Annotated in this window: 16 protein-coding genes and 1 pseudogene; 13 read left to right on the forward strand and 4 right to left on the reverse strand. The window is 65.5% G+C overall.

The features are described from left to right. Positions 1 to 256: 256 nt before the first annotated feature. Positions 257 to 628: an EthD domain-containing protein gene (locus HY699_20805; GenBank protein MBI4518248.1), complete on the forward strand. Its 372-nt coding sequence runs from the start codon at positions 257 to 259 to the stop codon at positions 626 to 628. 14 nt (positions 629 to 642) lie between these two features. On the opposite strand, the gene HY699_20810 is transcribed toward HY699_20805, so the two are convergent. After that, complete coding sequence (locus HY699_20810) at positions 643 to 1,566, reverse strand: DMT family transporter (GenBank protein ID MBI4518249.1); 924 nt, start codon at positions 1,564 to 1,566, stop codon at positions 643 to 645. Between the two features lie 175 nt (positions 1,567 to 1,741). On the opposite strand from HY699_20810, the gene HY699_20815 reads away from it, so the two are divergent. Further along, positions 1,742 to 2,431 carry a VOC family protein gene (locus HY699_20815; GenBank protein ID MBI4518250.1) on the forward strand — a complete coding sequence of 230 codons (690 nt, stop codon included), beginning with the start codon at positions 1,742 to 1,744 and terminating at the stop codon, positions 2,429 to 2,431. Between the two features lie 99 nt (positions 2,432 to 2,530). Continuing rightward, complete coding sequence (locus tag HY699_20820; protein ID MBI4518251.1) at positions 2,531 to 3,001, forward strand: flavin reductase family protein; 471 nt, start codon at positions 2,531 to 2,533, stop codon at positions 2,999 to 3,001. 64 nt (positions 3,002 to 3,065) lie between these two features. Here HY699_20820 and HY699_20825 read toward each other — a convergent pair whose 3' ends face one another. Continuing rightward, positions 3,066 to 3,416: a (2Fe-2S)-binding protein gene (locus HY699_20825; protein ID MBI4518252.1), complete on the reverse strand. Its 351-nt coding sequence runs from the start codon at positions 3,414 to 3,416 to the stop codon at positions 3,066 to 3,068. A gap of 397 nt (positions 3,417 to 3,813) precedes the next feature. Between HY699_20825 and HY699_20830 the strand changes: the two genes are divergently transcribed. The 9 genes and pseudogenes from HY699_20830 (at position 3,814) to HY699_20870 (ending at position 14,746) form a co-directional block, all read left to right on the forward strand. Continuing rightward, positions 3,814 to 4,137, forward strand: a complete 324-nt coding sequence (locus HY699_20830) for a hypothetical protein (protein MBI4518253.1) — start codon at positions 3,814 to 3,816, stop codon at positions 4,135 to 4,137. 20 nt (positions 4,138 to 4,157) lie between these two features. Continuing rightward, positions 4,158 to 4,895, forward strand: coding sequence for a prepilin-type N-terminal cleavage/methylation domain-containing protein (locus HY699_20835; GenBank protein MBI4518254.1), 738 nt, complete (start codon positions 4,158 to 4,160; stop codon positions 4,893 to 4,895). Further along, the gene (locus tag HY699_20840; GenBank protein ID MBI4518255.1) at positions 4,895 to 6,160 is read left to right on the forward strand and encodes a hypothetical protein; all 1,266 of its coding nucleotides are present in this window, start codon (positions 4,895 to 4,897) and stop codon (positions 6,158 to 6,160) included. Before HY699_20835 ends, HY699_20840 begins: the two co-directional genes overlap by 1 nt. A gap of 133 nt (positions 6,161 to 6,293) precedes the next feature. After that, positions 6,294 to 7,778, forward strand: a complete 1,485-nt coding sequence (gene glmU, locus HY699_20845; protein MBI4518256.1) for a bifunctional UDP-N-acetylglucosamine diphosphorylase/glucosamine-1-phosphate N-acetyltransferase GlmU — start codon at positions 6,294 to 6,296, stop codon at positions 7,776 to 7,778. Positions 7,779 to 7,800: 22 nt separating this feature from the next. Beyond that, complete coding sequence (gene glmS, locus HY699_20850; GenBank protein MBI4518257.1) at positions 7,801 to 9,627, forward strand: glutamine--fructose-6-phosphate transaminase (isomerizing); 1,827 nt, start codon at positions 7,801 to 7,803, stop codon at positions 9,625 to 9,627. 136 nt (positions 9,628 to 9,763) lie between these two features. Beyond that, positions 9,764 to 10,136: pseudogene (locus tag HY699_20855) on the forward strand (GIY-YIG nuclease family protein). Between the two features lie 127 nt (positions 10,137 to 10,263). Beyond that, positions 10,264 to 11,373: a nitronate monooxygenase gene (locus HY699_20860; protein MBI4518258.1), complete on the forward strand. Its 1,110-nt coding sequence runs from the start codon at positions 10,264 to 10,266 to the stop codon at positions 11,371 to 11,373. A gap of 34 nt (positions 11,374 to 11,407) precedes the next feature. Next, complete coding sequence (locus HY699_20865) at positions 11,408 to 13,147, forward strand: CocE/NonD family hydrolase (GenBank protein ID MBI4518259.1); 1,740 nt, start codon at positions 11,408 to 11,410, stop codon at positions 13,145 to 13,147. Between the two features lie 279 nt (positions 13,148 to 13,426). Beyond that, a complete protein-coding gene (locus HY699_20870) occupies positions 13,427 to 14,746 on the forward strand; it encodes a GNAT family N-acetyltransferase (protein MBI4518260.1) in 1,320 nt (439 codons plus the stop codon). A 9-nt stretch (positions 14,747 to 14,755) separates the two neighbouring features. On the opposite strand, the gene HY699_20875 is transcribed toward HY699_20870, so the two are convergent. Continuing rightward, complete coding sequence (locus HY699_20875; GenBank protein MBI4518261.1) at positions 14,756 to 15,232, reverse strand: MaoC family dehydratase; 477 nt, start codon at positions 15,230 to 15,232, stop codon at positions 14,756 to 14,758. 3,733 nt (positions 15,233 to 18,965) lie between these two features. On the opposite strand from HY699_20875, the gene HY699_20880 reads away from it, so the two are divergent. Beyond that, on the forward strand, positions 18,966 to 19,586 hold the full coding sequence (locus HY699_20880) for a hypothetical protein (protein ID MBI4518262.1): 621 nt from the start codon (positions 18,966 to 18,968) through the stop codon (positions 19,584 to 19,586). Positions 19,587 to 19,610: 24 nt separating this feature from the next. Here the strand turns inward: HY699_20880 and HY699_20885 are convergent, their stop codons facing one another. Continuing rightward, the gene (locus HY699_20885; protein ID MBI4518263.1) at positions 19,611 to 20,450 is read right to left on the reverse strand and encodes an alpha/beta fold hydrolase; all 840 of its coding nucleotides are present in this window, start codon (positions 20,448 to 20,450) and stop codon (positions 19,611 to 19,613) included. Positions 20,451 to 20,461 lie beyond the last annotated feature (11 nt).

Genomic DNA, 20,461 nt, shown 5'->3' on the forward strand with positions numbered 1-20,461 from the left:
CGAAAGCGGGAATCCACGGCGCCGTTCCGTTTGCTGGCCAGGATGTAAACGCAGAACTGCTTGTCCATAGCGCCAAACGCCAAACTGGATTCCCGCTTTCGCGGGAATGACGGCCATAACACCGAACCACGTTACCCACAACTTTGTCGCGCACCCTTGGCATTTGCGGATAATCGCCGCAGCGGACACCGGCACCACCCGGCGCGCTGCTGCTTACGGTTGTGGTACGCTGCCACGGAGTCTAGGCGAGGTGCTCATGCTCCATCTCATATATTGTTTACGCCGTTTGCCCCATCTCTCGCGCGCCGAGTTTCAACGCTATTGGCGCGACACCCATGCCCCGCTGGTCAAGCAGCATGCGGCGACTCTGGCGATCAGACGCTACGTGCAGGCGCACACGGTGGCGCCGGCGCTCTCCCTGGCAATCGCCGCCGCGCGCGACGCCCCGGAGCCGTTCGACGGCGTCGCCGAGCTGTGGTTCGACCTCGAAGAACTGACCGCGGCCGTGCAGACCCCCGCCGGCAGCGAAGCCGGCCGCGCACTGCTCGAAGACGAACGCCGCTTCATCGATTTGGCGCGCTCGCCAATCTTCTTCGCCGCAGACTACCCGGTGATCGACTTGGCGTGAAAGATCGCCGGCGATCAGAACAGCTCAGCCGCCAACGGTCTGTCCGCTGCCGCCACATGCGGTGCCGTCACAAATACAAGCACGCCGGCCGCGGTTAGAAGCAAGCCGATCCATTGTTGAGCAGTTGGCACCTCCCCCAGCAGCAGGAAGCTGGCTGCCAGCGACAGCAGCGGAATGGACGGCACCACGATGGCCGTGGTTCGCGCCAGGTCTAGCCGCGCTATGGCCTGGTACCACGCCAACGTACCGGCATAGCTGAGCACCACTCCCTGCACTGCCAGTAGCGGCAGCTGGCGCAAGAGTTCGGTCGCCGCCGGCAGCGAAGACACCCCGCCACTTGCGAGCCACGCTAGCGCCAGCAGCACGCTGCCGTTGATGTAGCGCGCACCGGTCAGCACCGACGGCGAAACGCCGGCCAGCCCGCGCAACACAACGAGGTGCGAGAGCTGCCAACACAACGGCGTGGCCAGGAGGATCCACACGCCACTGGATGGCGCTGCTCCCACGCCGCCGACCGCCAGGGCGATCCCCAGCAGCAGCATCGCGGTGGCAGCGAGCCGCCGCCGCGACGGCCGGTGCCCCAATGCAAGCCACGCCAACAGCAACGAGTACGCCGGCTCAGTTTGCAAACACAGCACGGTTTCGATCGCGCTGGCTCGGCGCGCACCGAGAAAGAACAACAGGTGCGCCCCGGCAGTCCCTAGCGCCCCGACGAGGAGCAGACGCGGCCCAACCGTGCGCCGTACCAGCACCGTCACCTTGCCCTGCACACTGAGCACAACCACGGCGCACAGGCCGGCGAACGCGCTCGTCATCGCCGCCACGAACAGCGGCTCGGCACGGCCCGTCGTCAGCTTCGCCAGCGCCGGCACAAAGGCGCCGTTGACGGCGCACAACGCCGCGAACAGCAGCCCCAGCTGCTCCTGCTGCCGGGTCATCCGCGCCTAACCTTCTCGGCTTGCACCGCCATTGCCGGCCGGTGTATCGGCTCGGCCCTGGCGCTGCAACCGCCGGCGATTTCACACCCGTCAGCAATGGCTAATGCACTCCTGATTGCTCGGTGCACCCGGCTGAGCTACTGCCTACCCACGGGCGTACAGGCAGCAGGCGGCGATGCAGTTCGATAGCGTTCAAATCGGCGTGCCAGAGCTGACGGTGGCGGCGCGTGACTACGCCTTGCTCCTGGGCGTGACTCCTGAACCCGCCGGGAGTGAAACCCGCCGGTTCCAGCTTGGCCATGGGGCAGTGGAGTTGGAGCTTGGCGAGCCCGCTACGCGCTCGTTGTGCTTTGTGGGCGGGCCGGAGACCAGCTGGCCGAGCGGCCGCGAGTCATTTCACGGGCTGGATGTGCGGGTAGAACCGGCCATCGGAGTCCCACCACCGCGCACATGCGCCGCAGCGGGGGTGGAGGCAATCGATCACCTCGTGATCCATTCGCCGGATCTGGATCGGGCGATTGAGTTGTGGCGCGACCGCTTGGGCATCCGCCTCGCCCGCTCGCGCGAGTTTCCTGAGCGCGGCTTACGAATGGCGTTCTTCCGTAGCGCGGGCGTCACGCTCGAGTTTGTCAGCTCGTTGCCGCCACCAGCCCAACCGGCCGGGCCTGACCGGCTCTACGGCATCGCCTATCGGGTGCCGTCACTGGCAGCGTGCCGGGCGCGGCTTATCGCAGGCGGCGTCGATGTCGGCGCTGTCCGTCCGGGCCACAAGCTCGGCACGCTCGTCGCCAGTGTGCGCTCAGGTACGGCCGGTGTGCCCACCTTGCTGATAGAGGATCCCAGCCGGGTCAGTCACTCACCGTGAGGCAGCGCCGTTACGCGGCCCGCGATCAGCAGTTGCGTTAGCCTGCGGAATGATGTCACCTGGCGTCGATTCGTAACAGCTGCTTCGAGGAGAAGGACGATGCCGATCGACAAGGATCAGTTCCGGCGCGTGCTCGGCCACTTGGCCGTGGGTGTCACGGTGGTCACCACACGCAGTGCGGAAGGTACGCCTCATGGCCTGACGGTAACCTCGTTCACCTCGCTGTCGCTGTCGCCGCCCCTGGTGCTGGTGTGCATCGACAAGACCGCGGAGAGCTATGATCATTTCCGCTCCGGCGTATTTGCGGTGAACTTGCTGGCGGAGGGCCAGGATGTGATCTCGCAACGATTCGCCAAATCCGGTGGTGACAAATTCAGCGAGACCGATTATCGCTGGGGCACAACCGGCGCGCCGATATTGGCGGGCACCCTCGGTTGCCTCGAGTGCCGCATCGCGCACGCATACGAGGGCGGCGACCACACCATTTTTGTCGGTGAGGTGGAAGCGGCTAACGCCAGCACTGGCGAACCGTTACTGTACTTTCGCGGCGCTTATCGGCGACTGGGTTGAGCGCTGGCCGCTATCAGCCGGCGGCCGCAGCAGCGCTCGGGTGTGGGTAGGCCGATAGACAGTCTCACTCCATCTTCTGCATCCACTGGTACGTTGGATGGTTTGTCCAGGCCAATTTGCGCCGCGGGTTGCTAACCACTGACACATCGGCCAGCACTCGGGTCTGGCAGGCCAAGCGATACTCGGGGCCTTCCCAGCCGAGTTTGGCTTCCTCCGCCGGAGTCCGCTCCGACACCGCTCGCAAGTCGTCAACCTTGACACGGCAGGTGCCGCACAGCCCGTTGCCGAAGCAGTTGATCAGGTTGTTGGGGAAGACCTGGAGACCGATCCCGTGCTCGATCGCAATCCGGCGCAAATTCGCACCGGCGGGACAGTGTAGGGACTGGTTCTGCTTGACGAAGTAGACGGTCGGCATTCGGTTGGAGCCCTCCTTGGCGGCGAGGTGCATAGCAAAGGCGGCCTGCCGCTGCAAAACCCCCCATCGCCCTTGGTCCGGCACAGGACCAGGCAGGTGACTGGTAGCGATTGGTAGGCGCCGAGTCGCCGATTCCCGCTTCGGTGTCACGGCTCAGTCGTAGTCGCCCAAAAGCGCTAAACCGTGACGCGGCCTGTGAGCGTATGACACCGCGAAGCTGTGCGTCCTCGCCATCGCCGAAGGGGCATGTGGGTTGCTCCAGGTTAGCAGCGCCATGACAAGGTATGCACGCCTTCGTTCCCGGCCTGGCACCTCGCTGGCCGACTGCTGGGCCAGTCGACTGCGGTGTCAGCGCGGCTTTACGCTTGCCGACTCACTGGTGGGATGCCTGCTGATCATGATCAGCGTGGCGGGCTTGCACACCGTGGGCATGACGGCGCTCAATGGCAACCTGCTCGCCAGACAGAACGACCAGGCCGCTGCTCTGGCCGCGCAAAAGATCGAAAACATCAAGCAGAGCGGGTACGACGCCGCGACCACGGGCACGACTACGGAGTCCAACCTCAATGCTCAAGGAAACACCCCCGGCCCGTTTGCGCGCACTACCGCCATCACCGCCGGGCCCATCGCCAACACCAAGCAGCTACAGGTGAGTGTGACCTGGAACAACCAAGCGGCACGCACGCTGACGCTGACAAGCTTGATCACTTCGGCCGGCTAACGAACTGAGGCAGAGCTGACATGATTCGAAAACGCACCAGGCAACGCGGCAACTCGCTGGTGGAGCTGATGGTCGCCACCGTCCTGCTCACCATGCTGCTGGGAGTGATCTACTCGGCCTTTGCCTCGCAGGGCCACACCTATGCCGCCCAGACGCAGTTGACTGAAACGATGACCGGTGTGCGAGCGGCACTCCAGGTGATGACGGATCAGATCGCCCTGGCGGGCTACGGCGTGCCGTCGGCCAACTCGCCGTCAACGGCAACGAAACTTGTCACCGCTACCTCCTCGACGTTGACCTTCGTGGCCAACATCAATTGCGTGCAGAGCTTCCTGAGCGCCGGCGCCAGCAAGAACGCCGGCAGCATCCAGCTGGTATCGAGCGCCGGCTTCGAAGTGCAAGATGCCATTTACGTCAGCGACGGCTCCAACTGGTACTCCGGCGCCGTCAGCTCGATGAACGGTAACACACTGAACGTTACGCCCGCCCTGACATTCGCCTTTGCCGCGGGTACACCGGTCAACCCGGTCAACAGCGTGACGTTTCGATTTGAGGATGGCCGGCTAAAACGCAACGATCAGAGCGTTGCCGGCAACGTCACCGGGATCACCTTCACCTACGACTCGGCGCAGCTCTCGGCCATCCGCCGCATCGGCGTGACGCTGTCAGCACAGACCCGTTCGCTCGTGGGCAGCAACGGCCAGCCACTGGCGGTGAGCTTGAGCACCGAGGTGGCACCGAAGAACTTGGGGCTCTGATGCGCCCGCGCCACCACCGACAGTGGACCAACCAGCGGGGCTCGGCTACCGCAGTTGCCCTCGGCATCAGCACGGTCTTGTTGGTCGTCGGGGCCGGCACCGCCGGCTACGTGGTCGATCAACTGCGGGCCACCGGCGCCTCGCGACAACGCGCGGCCGCCTTCTATCTGGCCGATGCGGGAATCGCGCAGGCCACCGCTTGGTTCGCCAACCAGAACTACACCCTGCCCGCCACCGGAACGTCTCTCAATAACGTCGTGCCGGTGACCCTTGCCGGCTCAAACACCGCGGTGGTGTTGCCCGCCACCCACCCGAACTCGTACACCGACTACGCCGGGCAGCAGCAGTCAGACGTGGTCACGAGCTACAACAGCACCGTCACCGGCCAGACCCTTGGAGCCGGCAGCTTTTCCGTCACTGCGACGTTGATTTCGTTGCAGCCGGAGCAGTGGGAACTGCTCGCTACCGGCCAGCAGGGAGGGGCACAACAGCGGGTCGGAGCGCTGCTGCGTCGTGACCCGGCCAATCCCTTCAGCAATGCCTTGTTCGGTCGGCAGTCGGTGACATTGAACGGCAATGCCGCCACCGACAGCTACGACTCCACACTCGGCAATTACGGCGGCGCCAACGTGAGCCAGAACGGCCACGTGCGCAGCAACGGCCCGGTAACGCTCAACGGCAATGCGACGGTCAAAGGGAATGCGATGCCGGGGCCAAACAACGTGGTGACGCTCAACGGTAATGCCGCGGTGACCGGCTCGACCACTGCCGCCAAGCAGCCGATGACGCTCGGCGCCGCGCAAGTCCCGGCCGGCACCACCTATCTCGGCAGCATCAATCTTTCGGGCAACAGCGCCATGACGCTCAATCCCGGCACCTACACCGCCGCCAGTATTTCCCTGAGCGGCAATGCCAGCCTGACGATCAACAACGCCGCCGGCCCGGTCTACCTCTACGTCACCGGCACCGTGAGTGCCTCGGGCAACGGTATCGCCACCGGCAGCAACGACAGCACCCGCTTCATTCTCTACCAAATCGGCGGTTCCAGCGTAGCTATCGTCGGCAACGGTCTCTTCCGGGGCGGTGTGTACGCTCCTGACTCCAACCTGGCGGTGAGCGGCAACGGCGATCTCTACGGCTCCTTCGTCGGCAATCAGATCAGCATCAACGGCAATGGCGGCATCCACTACGATCAGAAGCTGCAAAGCATAACCGGCCCGCCGGGCCCGCTGCTGACCGTGTCGTGGTGGCGGCTGCCCGGTTGATCGCCAAGCCCGCCGGCCTGGCCCCGCCGTCGCAGCGCATCAGGCCACGGCGGCGGCTCTCGCCCCGGTTCTTTCCCGGGTAATGCTCGGGCGGTTGACCGTCTTCCGGCTCAGGCTATAAGATTCGCCCACCTTGGATACCAATAGGACACTCGGGGCGATTGTGATGGCCGCCGGCCTGGGAACGCGGATGCGCTCGCGCGTTGCCAAGGTCCTGCATCTACTCGCGGGCACGCCGCTCATCCGCTACCCGCTGATGGCACTCGCGGCGTTGGACGCCGAGCCCGTCGTGGTCGTGGTCGGCCACCAAGCCGAGGAGGTGATGGCGGCCTGCGGCGCACCGAACACCCGCTTTGCCCGCCAGCGCGAGCAACGGGGCACCGGCCATGCAGTGCAATGCGCAGCCGCGCAGTTGCCGGGTTTCGATGGCGACCTGCTGATCCTGCCTTCGGATTTGCCGTTGCTGAAGGCCGAGACGATCGCGTCGCTGGTAGCCGCGCAGCGAACCTCCGGGGCGGCGCTCTCTTTGTTGACCGCCACGGTGGCGGAACCGGCCGGCTTCGGCCGCGTTGTGCGCGACGCCGGCCGAGTGACGCGCGTGGTCGAGGATCGCGACGCAACTGCGAACCAACGCGCCATCCGCGAAGTCAACGTCGGCGTGTACTGCGTCGCTTCTGCTTTTCTGTTCCCGGCCTTGGCGCGCTTGCGGCCGGATAATGCGCAGGGGGAGCTGTACCTCACCGACATCATCGGCGAAGCGGTTGCGGCCGGCCAGGCGATTGCCGGCGTTCCGGTGGCCGAGGCCGAGGTGGCGCAAGTCAGCACGCGTGCCGATTTGGCACGGGTCGAACGGGCGCTGCGCGCGCGGACGGCCGAGCTGTGGATGAACGAGGGAGTAACGCTCGAGGATCCCGACACCACCGCCATCGGGCCGCAGGTGAGCATCGGCCGCGATACCGTGATCGGCCCGAATGTGATCTTGCGGGGCCGCACGCAGATCGGCAACGATTGCCGCCTCGACGGCAGCGCGCGGATTATTGACGCCACCATCGGCAACTCCGTGCACATCAAGTTCGGTGTTGTGATTACCGAGGCGCGCGTCGGCGATCGCAGCTCGGTCGGGCCGTTCGCCCAGTTGCGTCCGGGCACACACCTAGCCGACAACGTCCACATCGGCGACTTCGTCGAGACCAAGAACGCGATCCTGGGCAGCGGCACCAAAGCGCATCATCTCGCCTACCTCGGCGACGCCGAACTCGGCCGCGAGGTCAACGTCGGGGCCGGTACGATCACGTGCAATTACGACGGCTTTCGCAAACACCGCACCGTGGTGGGTGACCGCGTGATGATCGGCAGCGACAGCCAGCTGGTGGCACCGGTCACGCTCGGCGATGACGCTTACGTAGCCACGGGCACTACGGTGATGAAGGACGTTCCCGGCGGCGCACTGGTGTTCAACGACAAGCAACAAAGCACCCGCCCCGGCTGGGTCGCCGCCCGCCGCCGGCGTGAGACGCAAGCGGCGCCGCCGCCGCCGGCTGCCGCCGCCAAGCCCACCCGGCCCGCGCGCAAGCGCGCTGCGGCCAAGCCGAAACGCGCGGGCAAGCAGCCGCGCTAAGCGAGCGATAGGGGACTCAACTATGTGCGGGATCATGGGCTATGTCGGCGACCGCGACGCCAGCTTCATTCTCTTTCAAGGGCTGAAGCGCTTGGAGTACCGCGGCTACGATTCGGCGGGGATCGCGGCCGCCGGCGACGACGGCCGCATCGACGTACGCCGCTGCGTCGGCAAGCTCGACAATCTCGAGCGCCTGTTGCGTGAGTCGCCCGTGCACGGCACCATCGGCATCGGCCATACGCGCTGGGCCACCCACGGCCGGCCTTCAGACCACAACGCCCATCCGCACCGTGCCGGCCACGTGGTGCTGATCCACAACGGCATCATCGAGAACTACCTGGCGCTGCGGGCCACCTTGCTGGCCAAGGGACGTAAGCTGACTTCCGAGACCGATACTGAGATCATCTCGCATCTCATCGATGACTGGATGCAGCAGGGGTTGGATTTCGTCAGCGCGACGCGCCGCACCCTGCAACAGCTCGAAGGCTCCTTCGCCATCGTCGTCATGTGTGACCTCGAACCCGACAAGCTGCTGGCGGCCAAGAGCGCCACGCCGATCGTCATCGGGGTGGGCGAGAACGAGAACCTGATCGCGTCGGATATTCCGGCGCTGCTTGACCATACCCGTAACGTGCTCTTCCTCGACGATGGCGAGATGGCGGAAGTCACCCGCGATCACGTGGCGCTTTCGACCTTTGCCGGCGTGCCGGTGCAACGCGCCACGCGGCGAGTGACCTGGGACCCGGTTACGGCCCAAAAGGGCGGCTATAAGCACTTCCTGGCCAAGGAGATCCACGAACAGCCCCAGGCGGTGATCGACACCATGCGCGGCCGGCTGGAGCTGGAAGCGGGCGACGTCGCGCTGCCCGACCTCGAGCGCGACTGGTGGCGCCGGGTCGAACGCATCACTTTGGTGGCGTGCGGCACCGCCTGGCACGCCTGCCTGGTCGCCAAGTTCTACTTGGAGCAGCTCGCGCGGATTCCGTGTGACGTCGATTATGGCAGTGAGTTCCGCTACCGCGATCCGGTCGTCGACGAGCACACGCTGCTGATCGCAGTATCACAATCCGGTGAGACGCTCGACACCTTGGCCGCGCTCGAAGCCGGGCGCGATCGCGGCGGCCGCACGCTGGCGGTCTGCAACGTGGTCGACTCCTCGATCGCGCGCCGCGCCGGCGCCGTGCTCTACACCCATGCGGGACCCGAGATCAGTGTGGCCTCAACCAAAGCTTTCACCACCCAGCTAACCGCGCTGTTCCTGCTCGCGCTCTACCTTGGCCGGCGGCGGGGCACGGTGACAGCAGCGGCAGGGCGCGAGCTGCTCCAACACCTGGTGGCACTGCCGCACCACCTCGAGAGCATACTCCAGCAGGATACCGCGATCGAACACCTAGCCCGGCGCTACGAACACGCCCGCGATACGCTCTATCTCGGCCGCGGCATCAACTACCCGATCGCCCTTGAAGGAGCGCTCAAGCTCAAGGAGATCTCTTACATCCACGCCGAGGGCTACCCGGCCGGGGAGATGAAGCACGGCCCGATCGCGCTCATCAACGAAGAGGTTCCGGTGGTGTTGCTGCTGCCGCACGACTCGGTGTTCGCCAAGACCGTCGGCAACATGAAGGAAGTCGAGTCGCGCGGGGGCAAGATCATTGCGCTCACCGATGCCCCGGACCGCGACCTCGAAGCGGTAGCCACCGACATCATCCGCCTGCCCACCGTGCATCCGCTGCTGATGCCGTTGGTGCTGACAGTTCCGTTGCAGTTGTTCGCCTACCACGTGGCGGTGCGCCGCGGCACCGACGTCGATCAACCGCGCAATCTCGCCAAGAGCGTGACCGTAGAATAGGGGTAGTGGGGCGGGTGTTCGTCCCCGCCCCCTCCATCGCTTGGCACCGGGTGCGCGACAAATTTGTGGGTAACGTGGTTCGGTGTTATGGCCGTCATTCCCGCGAAAGCGGGAATCCAGTTTGGCGTTTGGCGCTATGGACAAGCAGTTCTGCGTTTACATCCTGGGCCAGCAAACGGAACGGCACGCTGTACATTGGGGTGACCTCACGGCTGGCAACGCGGGTGTGGCAGCATAAGAGCAAGGTAGTGGAGGGTTTTTCGGCCCAGTACGGCGTTGACAAGCTGGTCTACTACGAAGCGCACGGCTGCGCAGAGACCGCAATCGTGCGGGAGAAGCAGCTGAAGAAGTGGCGCCGCGCCTGGAAGACAGATTGCGTCCCTTTCGGCCATGGGCCTCGGCCTGACAGTACACAGTACTGTCAGACTGGTGAGGATTTGCCCAGTCGGCACGTTACCCACGGATTTGTCGCACACCCAGCCGCCGGCGGCGGCTCCCCTGATCCTTGATCTCGGCGCCGGAGTTCGTCATTATGCGCCGTGTTGTGGTGAACAAGCGTTCGTTTGCGGCGAACTCCCGAAAAGGCCGGCGCTGCGAACGTGCGGCCAATCCAGAACCAAGAAGAGGACAAGCACCGTGGCTAGGAATCCATTACACACGAAGCTGTGCGACTCACTCGGCGTCGAGTACCCAATTGTCGCCTTCACCCACTGCAAGGACGTCGCCGCGGCGGTCATCAATGCCGGCGGATTCGCCGTGATCGGCGAGACGCATCACTCGCCGGACGAGATCGAACAAGACATCAGGTGGCTCAAGGAAAAGATCGGCGACAAGAAATACGGGGTCGATCTGGTCTTCCCCGCCTCGGTACCGCCAGCGGGCTCGATCGAGGATCTGGTGAAGCAGATCCCGAAGGCGCAGCGCGATTACACCGACGACATCATCCGGCGCAACAATATCCCGCCGGCCAAGCACCGGCCGGAGTTGTACGACCTGCGCTGGATGACCCAGGACATGCCGCGCAAGCAGCTCGAAGTGGCGCTTGATCTGAAGGTGCCGGTGCTGGCGTCAGGTCTGGGCAACCCCGCCTTCGTGGTCGAGGCGGCGCACGCGCGCGGCATGCAGGTGTGGGGGCTCGTCGGCAAGGTGCGCCAAGCCAAGAAGGAACTCGAAGCCGGCGTGGACGTCATCGTCGCGCAGGGGATCGATGCGGGCGGCCACACGGGTCCGATCGGAACCTTCTCCATTGTGCCGCAAGTTGCGGCGATCGCGGGAGACAAGCCGGTGATCGCCGCGGGCGGCATCACGACGGGCCGGCACTTGGCCGGCGCGATCACCCTGGGCGCGTCGGGCGTGTGGTGCGGGACGTTGTGGCTGCCGTCACGCGAGTCCGACCGCGAGATGGTGATCAAGGAGCTGATTCTCAAGACCACGGCCGACAAGACCGCGTTCTCGGCCTGCATCTCCGGCTTCACCATGCGCACGGTGAAGAGCAAGTGGCACGAGGAATGGGAGCGGCCCGAGGCCCCGCCGCCGGCGCCGGCGCCGTACCAGTTGCTGCTGTTCGCCGAAGTCAAACAAGCCGTGATGGACCACAACCTAGAGCCGTTCATGACCGAAGCGGCGGGCCAGGGCGTCGATTTCGTCACCTCGATGAAGCCGTGCCGGCAGATTGTCTTCGACATGGTCGAGGAAGCTATGGGCGTGTTCGAGGATCTCTTCGGCGCGCCGCTGGGCGATGAGTAACACGGGCCGACGGCGCCCCGGCTGAGGGAATCGCATGGCGCACAACATCGTCGTCGAGCGGGATGTCATGGTGTCGATGCGCGATGGCGTGCGCCTGGCCACCGACGTCTACCGGCCCGACGACGGCGCCCGGCACCCGGTGTTGGTGAACGGGCATCCCTACGACAACGATCACTTCCTCGCCACGCACGAGCTGCTGTTCAGCCCGCTCGTCGGCGCCCAGCGCGGCTACGCAGTCGTCGTCCAGGAAGCCCGCGGCAGAGCCGGGTCCGAGGGGACGTGGCGTCCTTACGGCAGCGAAGGCGAGGACGCCTACGACACGGTGGAATGGGCCGCGGCCCAGCCGTGGTCGGATGGAAACGTCGGCCTGTACGGCGCCTGCGCGCTGGGCTGGACGGCGATCCAGGGGGCGGTCGAGGCCCCGCCTCACCTCAAGGCCGTCTTCGCCTACATGACCGCCACCAATTATCACAACGGGTGGACCTACTCCGGCGGCGCCTTCGAGCTGGGCTTCCAGCTATCCTGGGTCTGGACGATCCTGGCGCGGGACACGATTTCGCGTCTCGGCCTCGATCCGGCTGCCGCGGCGGAGACCGAGCGCAAGCTGGCAGAGGCGGCCCGCGACGTCAGAGGCTCGGCCCGCCATCTGCCGCTGATCGACTTCCCCGCCTATCAGCACGGGGCGGCGCCGTACTGGCGCGAGTGGCTGTCTCACCCGAGCTACGACGACTTTTGGAAGCGGGTAGACGCCGTGGCGCGTGCCCAGCGCATCGAGGTGCCCGTCCTGCACATGACCGCGTGGTACGACACCTGTTTGAAGGGGCATGTCGACCTCTACTCGGCGCTGCGGCACGGCGACGCGCGCGTCCGCGATCAGCACCGGCTGGTGCTCGGCCCGTGGGATCACAGCGCGTATTACAACAAACGACCCACCTGCGCGGGCGAGCGGGACTTCGGCCCGTCGGTGATGACCGGCCCCGACACGCTCGCACCGCTCGCCTTCCAGTGGTTCGACTACTGGCTCATGGGCAAGGGCGAAGCCTTCATGCCGGAGAGCAAGGTCCGCTACTTCCAGATGGGGGAGAATGTCTGGAAGGAGACTAACTCCTGGCCGCCGCCTCACACCGTTGCGCCCTACTACCTCCACAGCGCCGGTCAGGCCAATAGCCGCGCGGGTGACGGCGTGTTGAGCCTGGAACCGCCGCACACCGAGCCGGCCGACAGCTACATTTACGATCCGTTCGATCCGGTTCCCACCGCGGGTGGACGCAGCATGATCGACGTTCTGCCGGGAGTCGAGAACCAGGCGCGAGTCGAGGAGCGGCAAGACGTGCTGGTGTACACCACGCCTCGACTCGCGGAGCCCGTCGCCATCACCGGCCCGGTGTCCGTCACCCTGTACGCCAGCAGCAGCACGCCGGACACCGACTTCACCGCCAAGCTAGTCGATGTCGAGCCCAACGGGTATTGCGCCAACATCGCCGAAGGCATTGTCCGGGCCCGCTACCGCAACGGCTGCGATCGGGAAGAGTTCCTCGAACCGGGAAAGGTAACGGAATTCCGCATCGACCTGTGGGACATGGCCCACACCTTCAAAGTGAATCACCGCATCCGGTTAGAGATCGCCAGCAGCAACTTCCCGCGTTTCGACCGCAACCTGAATTCGCGCGTTACCCCGGCGCTCGGCAGCGCCGCCGACGCGCAAAAGGCGGTACAGCAGGTGTTTCACGACGCGCAGCATCCCTCTCGTCTCAACTTGCCCGTAGCGTCGTAGCCGATGCCGCGGCCGCCGGTGGCTCTGTGGGATCGGAAGCATCCTCATTCCACCACAAGTGCCGCCCTACGATTCCTCCCCCCGCGAGGACGCGGCCCCGGGGTGGCGTCCCGACGGAGGAGATGCGCCCGGCGGCTCGATGTGCCCTCCAAGCGCATCCGCACAATGAGAGCAGCGCTGGGAGCTGGCCTGACCGGCGTGAGTAGACTACGCTGCTTCAAACGCTCAGCAGTGCAGCCGGCATCATCCATGATTCGCGATCTCGGTAACGGACTTGTCTTGCGTCGGGCCACAGCCGCCGACGCGGAGGCGCTGGTCGCGTTCACGGCCGATGTCCTCCGCAATCAAGATGCGGACGAGCCTGATGCGCGCACGGCCGCGTGGACGCGCGACCTCGTCACCGGCCGCCATCCGACCTGCAGTACCGATGACTTCACGGTCGTCGAAGACCTGCGCATCGGTGCGATCGTGTCGGCGCTGTGTCTCATCTCTCAGACATGGTCGTTAGCTGGGCTGCCCTGTCGAGTCGGCCAAGTCGAGCTGGTCGGCACCCACCCCGACTATCGCGGCCGTGGCTTGGTGCGCCAGCAGTTCGAGATCGTGCACGACTGGAGCCGCCGCCGCCGCGAGCACTTCCAGGTCATCGACGGCGTCCCGTGGTTCTACCGCCAGTTCGGCTACGAGCCGGCGCTCGAACTGCGCGGCGGCGGCTCCATCGCCGTGCCGCCGGGCTTGCTCGCCCCCGTTGACGTCGAGCGCTATCGCGTTCGCCCCGCCACGGAAGACGACCTCGGGTTCATTGCACGTATCGGCGCGGCGACGGCGCCACGGTATCTCGTGACCTGTGTGCGCGACGAACCCCTGTGGCGCTACGAACTTCGCAGCCACGATGCGCTGAGCATGTATCGGCCCGAGTTGCGCATCGTCGAAGCCCGTGACGGCACGCCGCTGGGATTCGTGGCGCACTTACCGCGTCTGGTCGCATCCACGTTGTGGGTGCTCGGGTGTGAAATGGTGACCGAAGATCTGTACCGGGCCGCGGCCCCAAGCATCCTGCACGCTCTACAAACCGCGGGAGAGGGTTTTGCCGGGGGGGATGGCGGCGAGCGCTGTGAACGACTCGGCTTCTGGTTCAGCGCGCAGCATCCGTTCTATCAGCCTTTGCCCGCCGTGCGCGTGGAGCCGCCGTACGTGTGGCACATCCGCGTACCCGACTTGCCCGGTTTCCTGCGGCACCTTGCTCCGCTGTTGGAGCGCCGCCTCGCGGCGTCGGTTCATGCCGGCCATACCGGCACTCTGCGCCTGAGCTTCTATCGCGACGGGCTGCAGCTCACCTTCGATCACGGGCGGCTGGCGGCGGTGGCGCACTGGACCCAGCCGCGCGATCTCCTCGGCGTCGAGCGCGGGCAACTCACCGGCGCCCCTCGCGCCCACGGATCGTTTCCCGACCAGACGTTCCTGCAACTGCTGTTCGGCTACCGCTCCCTCGCAGAACTGGAATACGCCTTCCCCGACTGCCTGACCCGCAGCGATGCCGCGCGCAGCCTGCTGGCCGAGTTGTTTCCGAAGTGTCCCTCCAACGTGTGGGCGCTGCTGTAGCAGATGGGCTCACGCGTACATGATGCGCGTGATCCAGTCGGCGACCATGGCGGGCTTGGCCTCGCCCTCGATCTCGACCGTCATCGTGCGCGTCGTCTGGATCCACGGCGCCTTCAGCTCCGCCTTGGCGAGCACGCTGCGGGCGCGGATGCGGCTGCCCACTTTGACGGGGCTGACGAACCGCACCTTCTCGAAGCCGTAGTTGAGGCCCATGACGATGCCGGCGTAGCGCGCCGGATCGCCTTTGGGGATCGAGGTGTCGAGGTACGTCAGCAGCGAGAGCGTGAGAAACCCGTGGGCGATGGTGGTGCCAAACGGCGTTGCCTTGGCGGCCTCGGGATCGACGTGGATGAACTGATGATCAATGGTGACGTCGGCGAACTGATTGATACGCGCCTGATCGACCGTGAACCAGTCTCCGACGCCCTCTTCCTTGCCCACGCCAGCCTGGAACAACACGAAAGCCTTCTCTGCGTTTGTGCTCATGGCGGCGGGAGAGTACAGGCGCGGTGAAGTCCTGTCGAGAGGCTACACCGCGCCGCTCCGCGGCGCTCCAGGGAGCGACGGAAGGCGGGATCGCGCCCAGTGCTCTTCACCGCGGTGGCGTTCGCTTGCTCACTTCGGATCACGCGAACTTGGCCGGCTTGATGAAGACCGGCTTCCACGGCTTGCGGTGCCTGACCTGGGGAGTCTCTCCGCCGCCAGGAGTGCCACCCCTGATACGACATCATTGGAAACCCGCGGCCCCTGTTGTAAACTCAGCGCAACTCAGCGCTGGAATCAACCCGTTCGGCAGGCTCAGAAGCAAGACCAGGCAAGGGAGGGCACGATGATGGGGGGAACAGGGGCGGAGCAGACCACCGGCAATCGGCAAGCGCAGGCTTTGTCCCGGGTGCCAGGGCGAGTCTGGTCGGCTGGCTGCGATCAGAGCACAGCACGGCGTGCCGCCAAACAAGCGCTCGTGATGGTCGCGGTCGCTCTCTCAGCGATACTGCTCGCGCCGCCACCCACGCTGGCTCAGCCGCTGCTCTGCGACGCCGAACCTCCAGCCGGCGTGCCGCGCCCACTCTGGCTGGAGCTGGCGCCGCCCGCCGGCTCGGGTTACCCGGATTATCAGACCGTCTCCAACAACCTCCAGCTCATCCGCTCGATCAAGCTGCTGGCCTCCGTCGCCACCCGCGCGGCGCAGTCGCTGCAAGACCTCACAAGCGAGGTTGAAGACCCCGAGGCCGAAGGCCGCTGCGTCTGCTGCGTCAGCACCGGCTGCATCGTCCCCGAGTTCTACCTGAACCTGAAACGCAAGGACTGCACTGCGGCTCAGTGCACCGCCCTCGAAGGCCCCGACTACCCGATCTGGTTGCCGACCGACCTGTTCAAGAACAGCACCAACACCGCGCGCTTCGCTCTCAAGCAGATCGATTTCCTCGACAAACTGAAAGACGAGCTGAGCCAGATCGCGCAGGCTTTGCAAGCCCTCGGTTCCGACCTCGACAACCTGGCGGACCTAGTCCAGCAGTATCTCGACTACGTCGATCTACTCACCGAAGGTTACCACCTCGGCGGCTACTCCAGCGAGCGCCCGAATCTCCACCTCTGTGTCGGCTACGGTGGCCACGGCGCCTTTGCGGAGATGGCGAATCTGTTTGGCGAAGTCAGCATCGGCAGCCGCTACACCTCGCACAATCTCAGCGCGGAGCACCGCGCGCAGTTCCGCTCGGGCGGCTTCGCGGTCACGGCCTTCGGGCGCGCACTCAGCGTTCTGCCGGGTCTCGAGGCCAACGTGCAGATGGACGGCTTCAAGCTGTGGGATGCCGCCAGGCCCTTCGGGGTCGACCTGGGCGTGGCGGGCGATGTGACCTGCGCCAGCGGCCCGGGTTTCCGCATCGCCGATGTCGATCAGTACGACCTCTTCCACCTGATCGATCCGTCTACCGACCTCACCCCGTTCGACACCTCCGCCGACGGCTGCCTCCAGCCCGGCGAGTTCCTGATCAGAGACTTCTACGAGGCCACCTATCTATCGGCCGCTGCCGGCAGCTCGCACACCTGGCCACGCGCCGCCTTCCCCCATGACTGGGAGAAGCAGAACACAGCGCTGTTCTCGGCCGGTCTCAACCTGCCAATCGAAATGAAACCGATCGAAAAGCTCATCCCAGCGACGGGCATCGTGCTCTTCCCCGGCGCCACCCTGTATCCGAAGCTGACGCTGAAGGCGGGCGCGGCGTGGGAGCACAAGGCCTACGGCCTGCGGGAGCGGTTGCAGGATGCCGTCAACGAGAACCTGCCGCCGTCCGCCCAGCTCGGCCCCGACGACTTCGAGCGGCCGATGCATGCGCTGCAAGCCCCCGACGTGTCGGAAGACAACGGCGCCTCCGCCTACGTCAAGCCGCGAATCGCGGCGGACTTGGTGCTGGGCATCGCCCTCAGTCGCTACTTGACGCTCGGTATCACCGCCAGTGTTGGCACCAGCGTTCGCGTCGAACCGGCCGCACACGGCGGCTTGCACGACCTCAACGTGTCGCTCGCAACGGCGTTGCTCAACAGCAACCCGCCGCCGGACTTGCCGTGCGATCCGATCATCGAAGACGCCCAGACTACGAGCTGCTCGAACGAGCTGTTTCACAAGCCCGACCCCCGAGACCCCTCCCAGTTGATCGACATCTCCACGGGCAACTACAGCTGCGCCACCACTCAGGTGGTGGTGTTCCACTGTAAGGAACCGGAGGATGGCCGCAGCTGTACGCCGGCCAAAGCCAGCGTCGACTGTCCCCTAACCGGGGAATGCGTCGCGGAGTATGGCTGCGCCGCCCATGGGTACTGCACGCGCATACTCGAGGCCGGACCGGATCGGCTCGAAGGGACCGCGGACGACGTGCTCGATGTGCAGCACGACACGACTTACGCGGCATGCATCGGCAGCGCGGTCTGCGACGAGGCGGCGGTGAACGCCGGCAGCGACTGCGATGAGGATGCGGACTGCGTCGGCCCGACGCAATGTCTCGGGGGCGACAACGCCGGCAAGCCGTGCAAGACCGACCGCGATTGCCCGCGCGGCGAGTGCAAACCGTCCACCGCGCCCTGCGTCGTGATCTCGCCGGTGGGCTACTTCACGCCGTACCAATGCCTCGTTCATAGCAATCCGGAAATAGCCGGCTGGCAGGGCCCTGGTTGCCATCCGCTCACGGTCGGTTTCCCCTCGGCCTGCGGTTGCCAGAGCGACGACGATTGCGTGGCGGGCGTCGAGACCTGCGTCGATGGAGCGTGCTCGACCAACAGCCAACCCGTGACCTGCACCTGCGATCCGGGAAATCCCACCTGTGGCAGCGGGCGCCTCTGCCGCGACGGCGGCTGTGTCCTCGATTGCTCCGTCAACGGCGCCGCCGACTGTGCCGCGTACCAGACCTGCACCAACGGCACCTGCGCGAATAGCTACGGCATCCCGTTCGCGGAGCAGATCGTCTGGCAGATCACCAACACGCCCAAGCCGCAGCACGCGGTGACCAGCTACGCGCTGTCGGATGTCTTGACCAGTGCCATCCTCGATGCCGGTCTCTGGATCGGCCTCGATCTGAAGCTGTTCAAGAAGCTCTACCACTTCCCGATCCTCGACATCAGCGACTACTGGACGCTGCTGGCTTTCAACAAGAGCTGGTACCAAGCCGGCCTCGAAGCGCGCTATCAGAACGATTGCGATCCGGTCAGCGGCAGCACGGTATCGAACTGGCAACCGGGGACGTTGCGCGTCAAGCGTTACAACCCGGGCAACGCGACGAGCGGCAGTTATGGCAACGCCGGCACGCTGGCCGACCTGCAGCAGTGGTGTCTCAACGAGCTGCCCAACGAAGTGGCCGATCCCGCCGGGCCGACCACAGGCGACATCAGCAGCTCGGCCACTGATCTGCTCACTTGGGGTGAGAACATCGGCATGGAGGTCTGGGCGCTGGGTGGCCTGTGTGTGACGAACCCTGGGGCGGGGGGCGTCGCGTCGCAGCCTTTTACGCAGTGGCTGAACAGTCTCAACGCCAACCCAGCGGGCTTGCAGTGCCTGTACTCCTACAACATGCTCCGCTACTTGTTCCCTTGCAGCGATCTGCAGAACGAGCTGCTGCTCGTCTGGGGCTGTCTCGATGTCACGGCTAACCCGTGGGGGCCACAGCTGGCGTCGGCCTTCCCCAACACGGTGGTTCCGGCCAGTACGCCGTTCTTCAACGTCCCGGCGATGCTGAGCGATCCGGCCGCCGAGTTCACGCTCGACAACCTGCAGCCGGCGATTCGCAGCCACGGCCTTTTCGCCGGCCACTTCTGGTATCAATCAGTCACGCAGTGTTTCGAGCAGAACTACGCGACGATGGGCCCCGGCGACATCCACCTGCTCGGGGTCGACGTCGGACCCTGTTGCGGCAACCGCGTGCGCGACGTTGGCGGCTGCGAACGCGGCCCGGGCGTGCCGCCGTGCGAGCAGTGCGATGACGGCAACACCACGGCCGGCGACGGCTGCTCGCCGCTGTGTCGCAGCGAGGGGCGGCCGCGCCCGCTCGGCACCTGCGGCAACGGCATCGTCGACCGCCAGGATCTGGAAACCTGCGATGACGGCAATCAAATTCCTGCCGACGGCTGTGAACCCGACTGCACGCGGACGCCGGTGTCATGCGTGGGCGACTGCGACGGCAGCAGCGAGGTAACCGTGGACGAGCTCGTCACCGGTGTTAACATCGCGCTCGGGTCGCTGCCGCTGTCGGCCTGCCGCTCGTTTGACACCGACACTGACGGAGCGGTCACGGTCGACGAATTGGTGCGCGCGGTGAACGATGCGCTGGCCGGTTGCGTTGCCAGTCGTTAGGAGGCCCGCCGGCAGATCGAACTCTCAATTGCGTACACCGGCGAGGAAGTCGAGCACCTCGCGGTTGAATAACTCCGGGGTCTCGAAGTTGAAGCCGTGGCTGCCGCCGGGGATCTTCACCAGCCGCGCGCCGGGAACGCGCTGGGCGATGATGTCGGAGTTGGCCGGGGGTACCAGCCGATCGGCGTCGCCGGTGATGACCAGTGTGGGCGAGCGGATCTGGTGCAGGCGCTCGGTGGCCCGGTGGCTCATAACGGCAGCGACTTGGCCGAGAACCGCGTCCATGCTGAAACCGTACTGCAACGCTCCGCCAAAGAGCTCGATCAGCTTGGGCAGCTCCCTCTCCATGAATTCGGGGTTGAAGACCGCGGGCAACAGAGTTTGGAAGAAACTCATCGGATCGAGCGAGGTGAAGTCGATCTGGATCTCGCCGCTGGCGGTAATCTGACCGCCCAACTCGCTCACCGAGAATTGGCGCTGGCGCTCGATGTCCGCGTCCGGTTCCGGGTAAGTGCAGCCGAGCACCAGCCCGCACACGCGCTGCGGGTGGCGTAGCGCCAACTCCTGCGCGATCATGCCGCCCATCGACACGCCCACCACATGCGTGCGGGCAATGCCCAGCGCGTCGAGCAGACCAGCAGTGTCATCGGCCATCTGACTGATGGTGTACGGCCCCGGCGGCTTCGAGCTACGGCCGACGCCGCGGTTGTCAAAGGTAACGGTGCGGTAATGCTCGGCGAACTCCGGCACCTGAAACAGCCATGCGGTCGAATCCGCCGCCAGCCCCATGATCAGCAGCAGCGGCCCCCCGCTGCCGTGTTCCTCGTAGTACAGCTCCAGCGAGCCAACCTTGGCGATGCTCATAAACCTCCGAA

This window comes from Deltaproteobacteria bacterium (assembly GCA_016210005.1).
Lineage (GTDB): Bacteria > Desulfobacterota > Binatia > HRBIN30 > JACQVA1 > JACQVA1.

Coding starts and splice junctions, on each gene's coding strand:
- HY699_20810 (MBI4518249.1), bottom strand. CDS start 1,566: ATGACCCGGCAGCAGGAGCAGCTGGGGCTGCTGTTCGCGGCGTTGTGC.
- HY699_20830 (MBI4518253.1), top strand. CDS start 3,814: ATGATCAGCGTGGCGGGCTTGCACACCGTGGGCATGACGGCGCTCAAT.
- HY699_20885 (MBI4518263.1), bottom strand. CDS start 20,450: ATGAGCATCGCCAAGGTTGGCTCGCTGGAGCTGTACTACGAGGAACAC.
- HY699_20865 (MBI4518259.1), top strand. CDS start 11,408: ATGGCGCACAACATCGTCGTCGAGCGGGATGTCATGGTGTCGATGCGC.
- HY699_20825 (MBI4518252.1), bottom strand. CDS start 3,416: ATGCCGACCGTCTACTTCGTCAAGCAGAACCAGTCCCTACACTGTCCC.
- HY699_20820 (MBI4518251.1), top strand. CDS start 2,531: ATGCCGATCGACAAGGATCAGTTCCGGCGCGTGCTCGGCCACTTGGCC.
- HY699_20875 (MBI4518261.1), bottom strand. CDS start 15,232: ATGAGCACAAACGCAGAGAAGGCTTTCGTGTTGTTCCAGGCTGGCGTG.
- HY699_20840 (MBI4518255.1), top strand. CDS start 4,895: ATGCGCCCGCGCCACCACCGACAGTGGACCAACCAGCGGGGCTCGGCT.
- HY699_20880 (MBI4518262.1), top strand. CDS start 18,966: ATGCTGAGCGATCCGGCCGCCGAGTTCACGCTCGACAACCTGCAGCCG.
- HY699_20805 (MBI4518248.1), top strand. CDS start 257: ATGCTCCATCTCATATATTGTTTACGCCGTTTGCCCCATCTCTCGCGC.
- HY699_20835 (MBI4518254.1), top strand. CDS start 4,158: ATGATTCGAAAACGCACCAGGCAACGCGGCAACTCGCTGGTGGAGCTG.
- HY699_20815 (MBI4518250.1), top strand. CDS start 1,742: ATGCAGTTCGATAGCGTTCAAATCGGCGTGCCAGAGCTGACGGTGGCG.
- glmS (MBI4518257.1), top strand. CDS start 7,801: ATGTGCGGGATCATGGGCTATGTCGGCGACCGCGACGCCAGCTTCATT.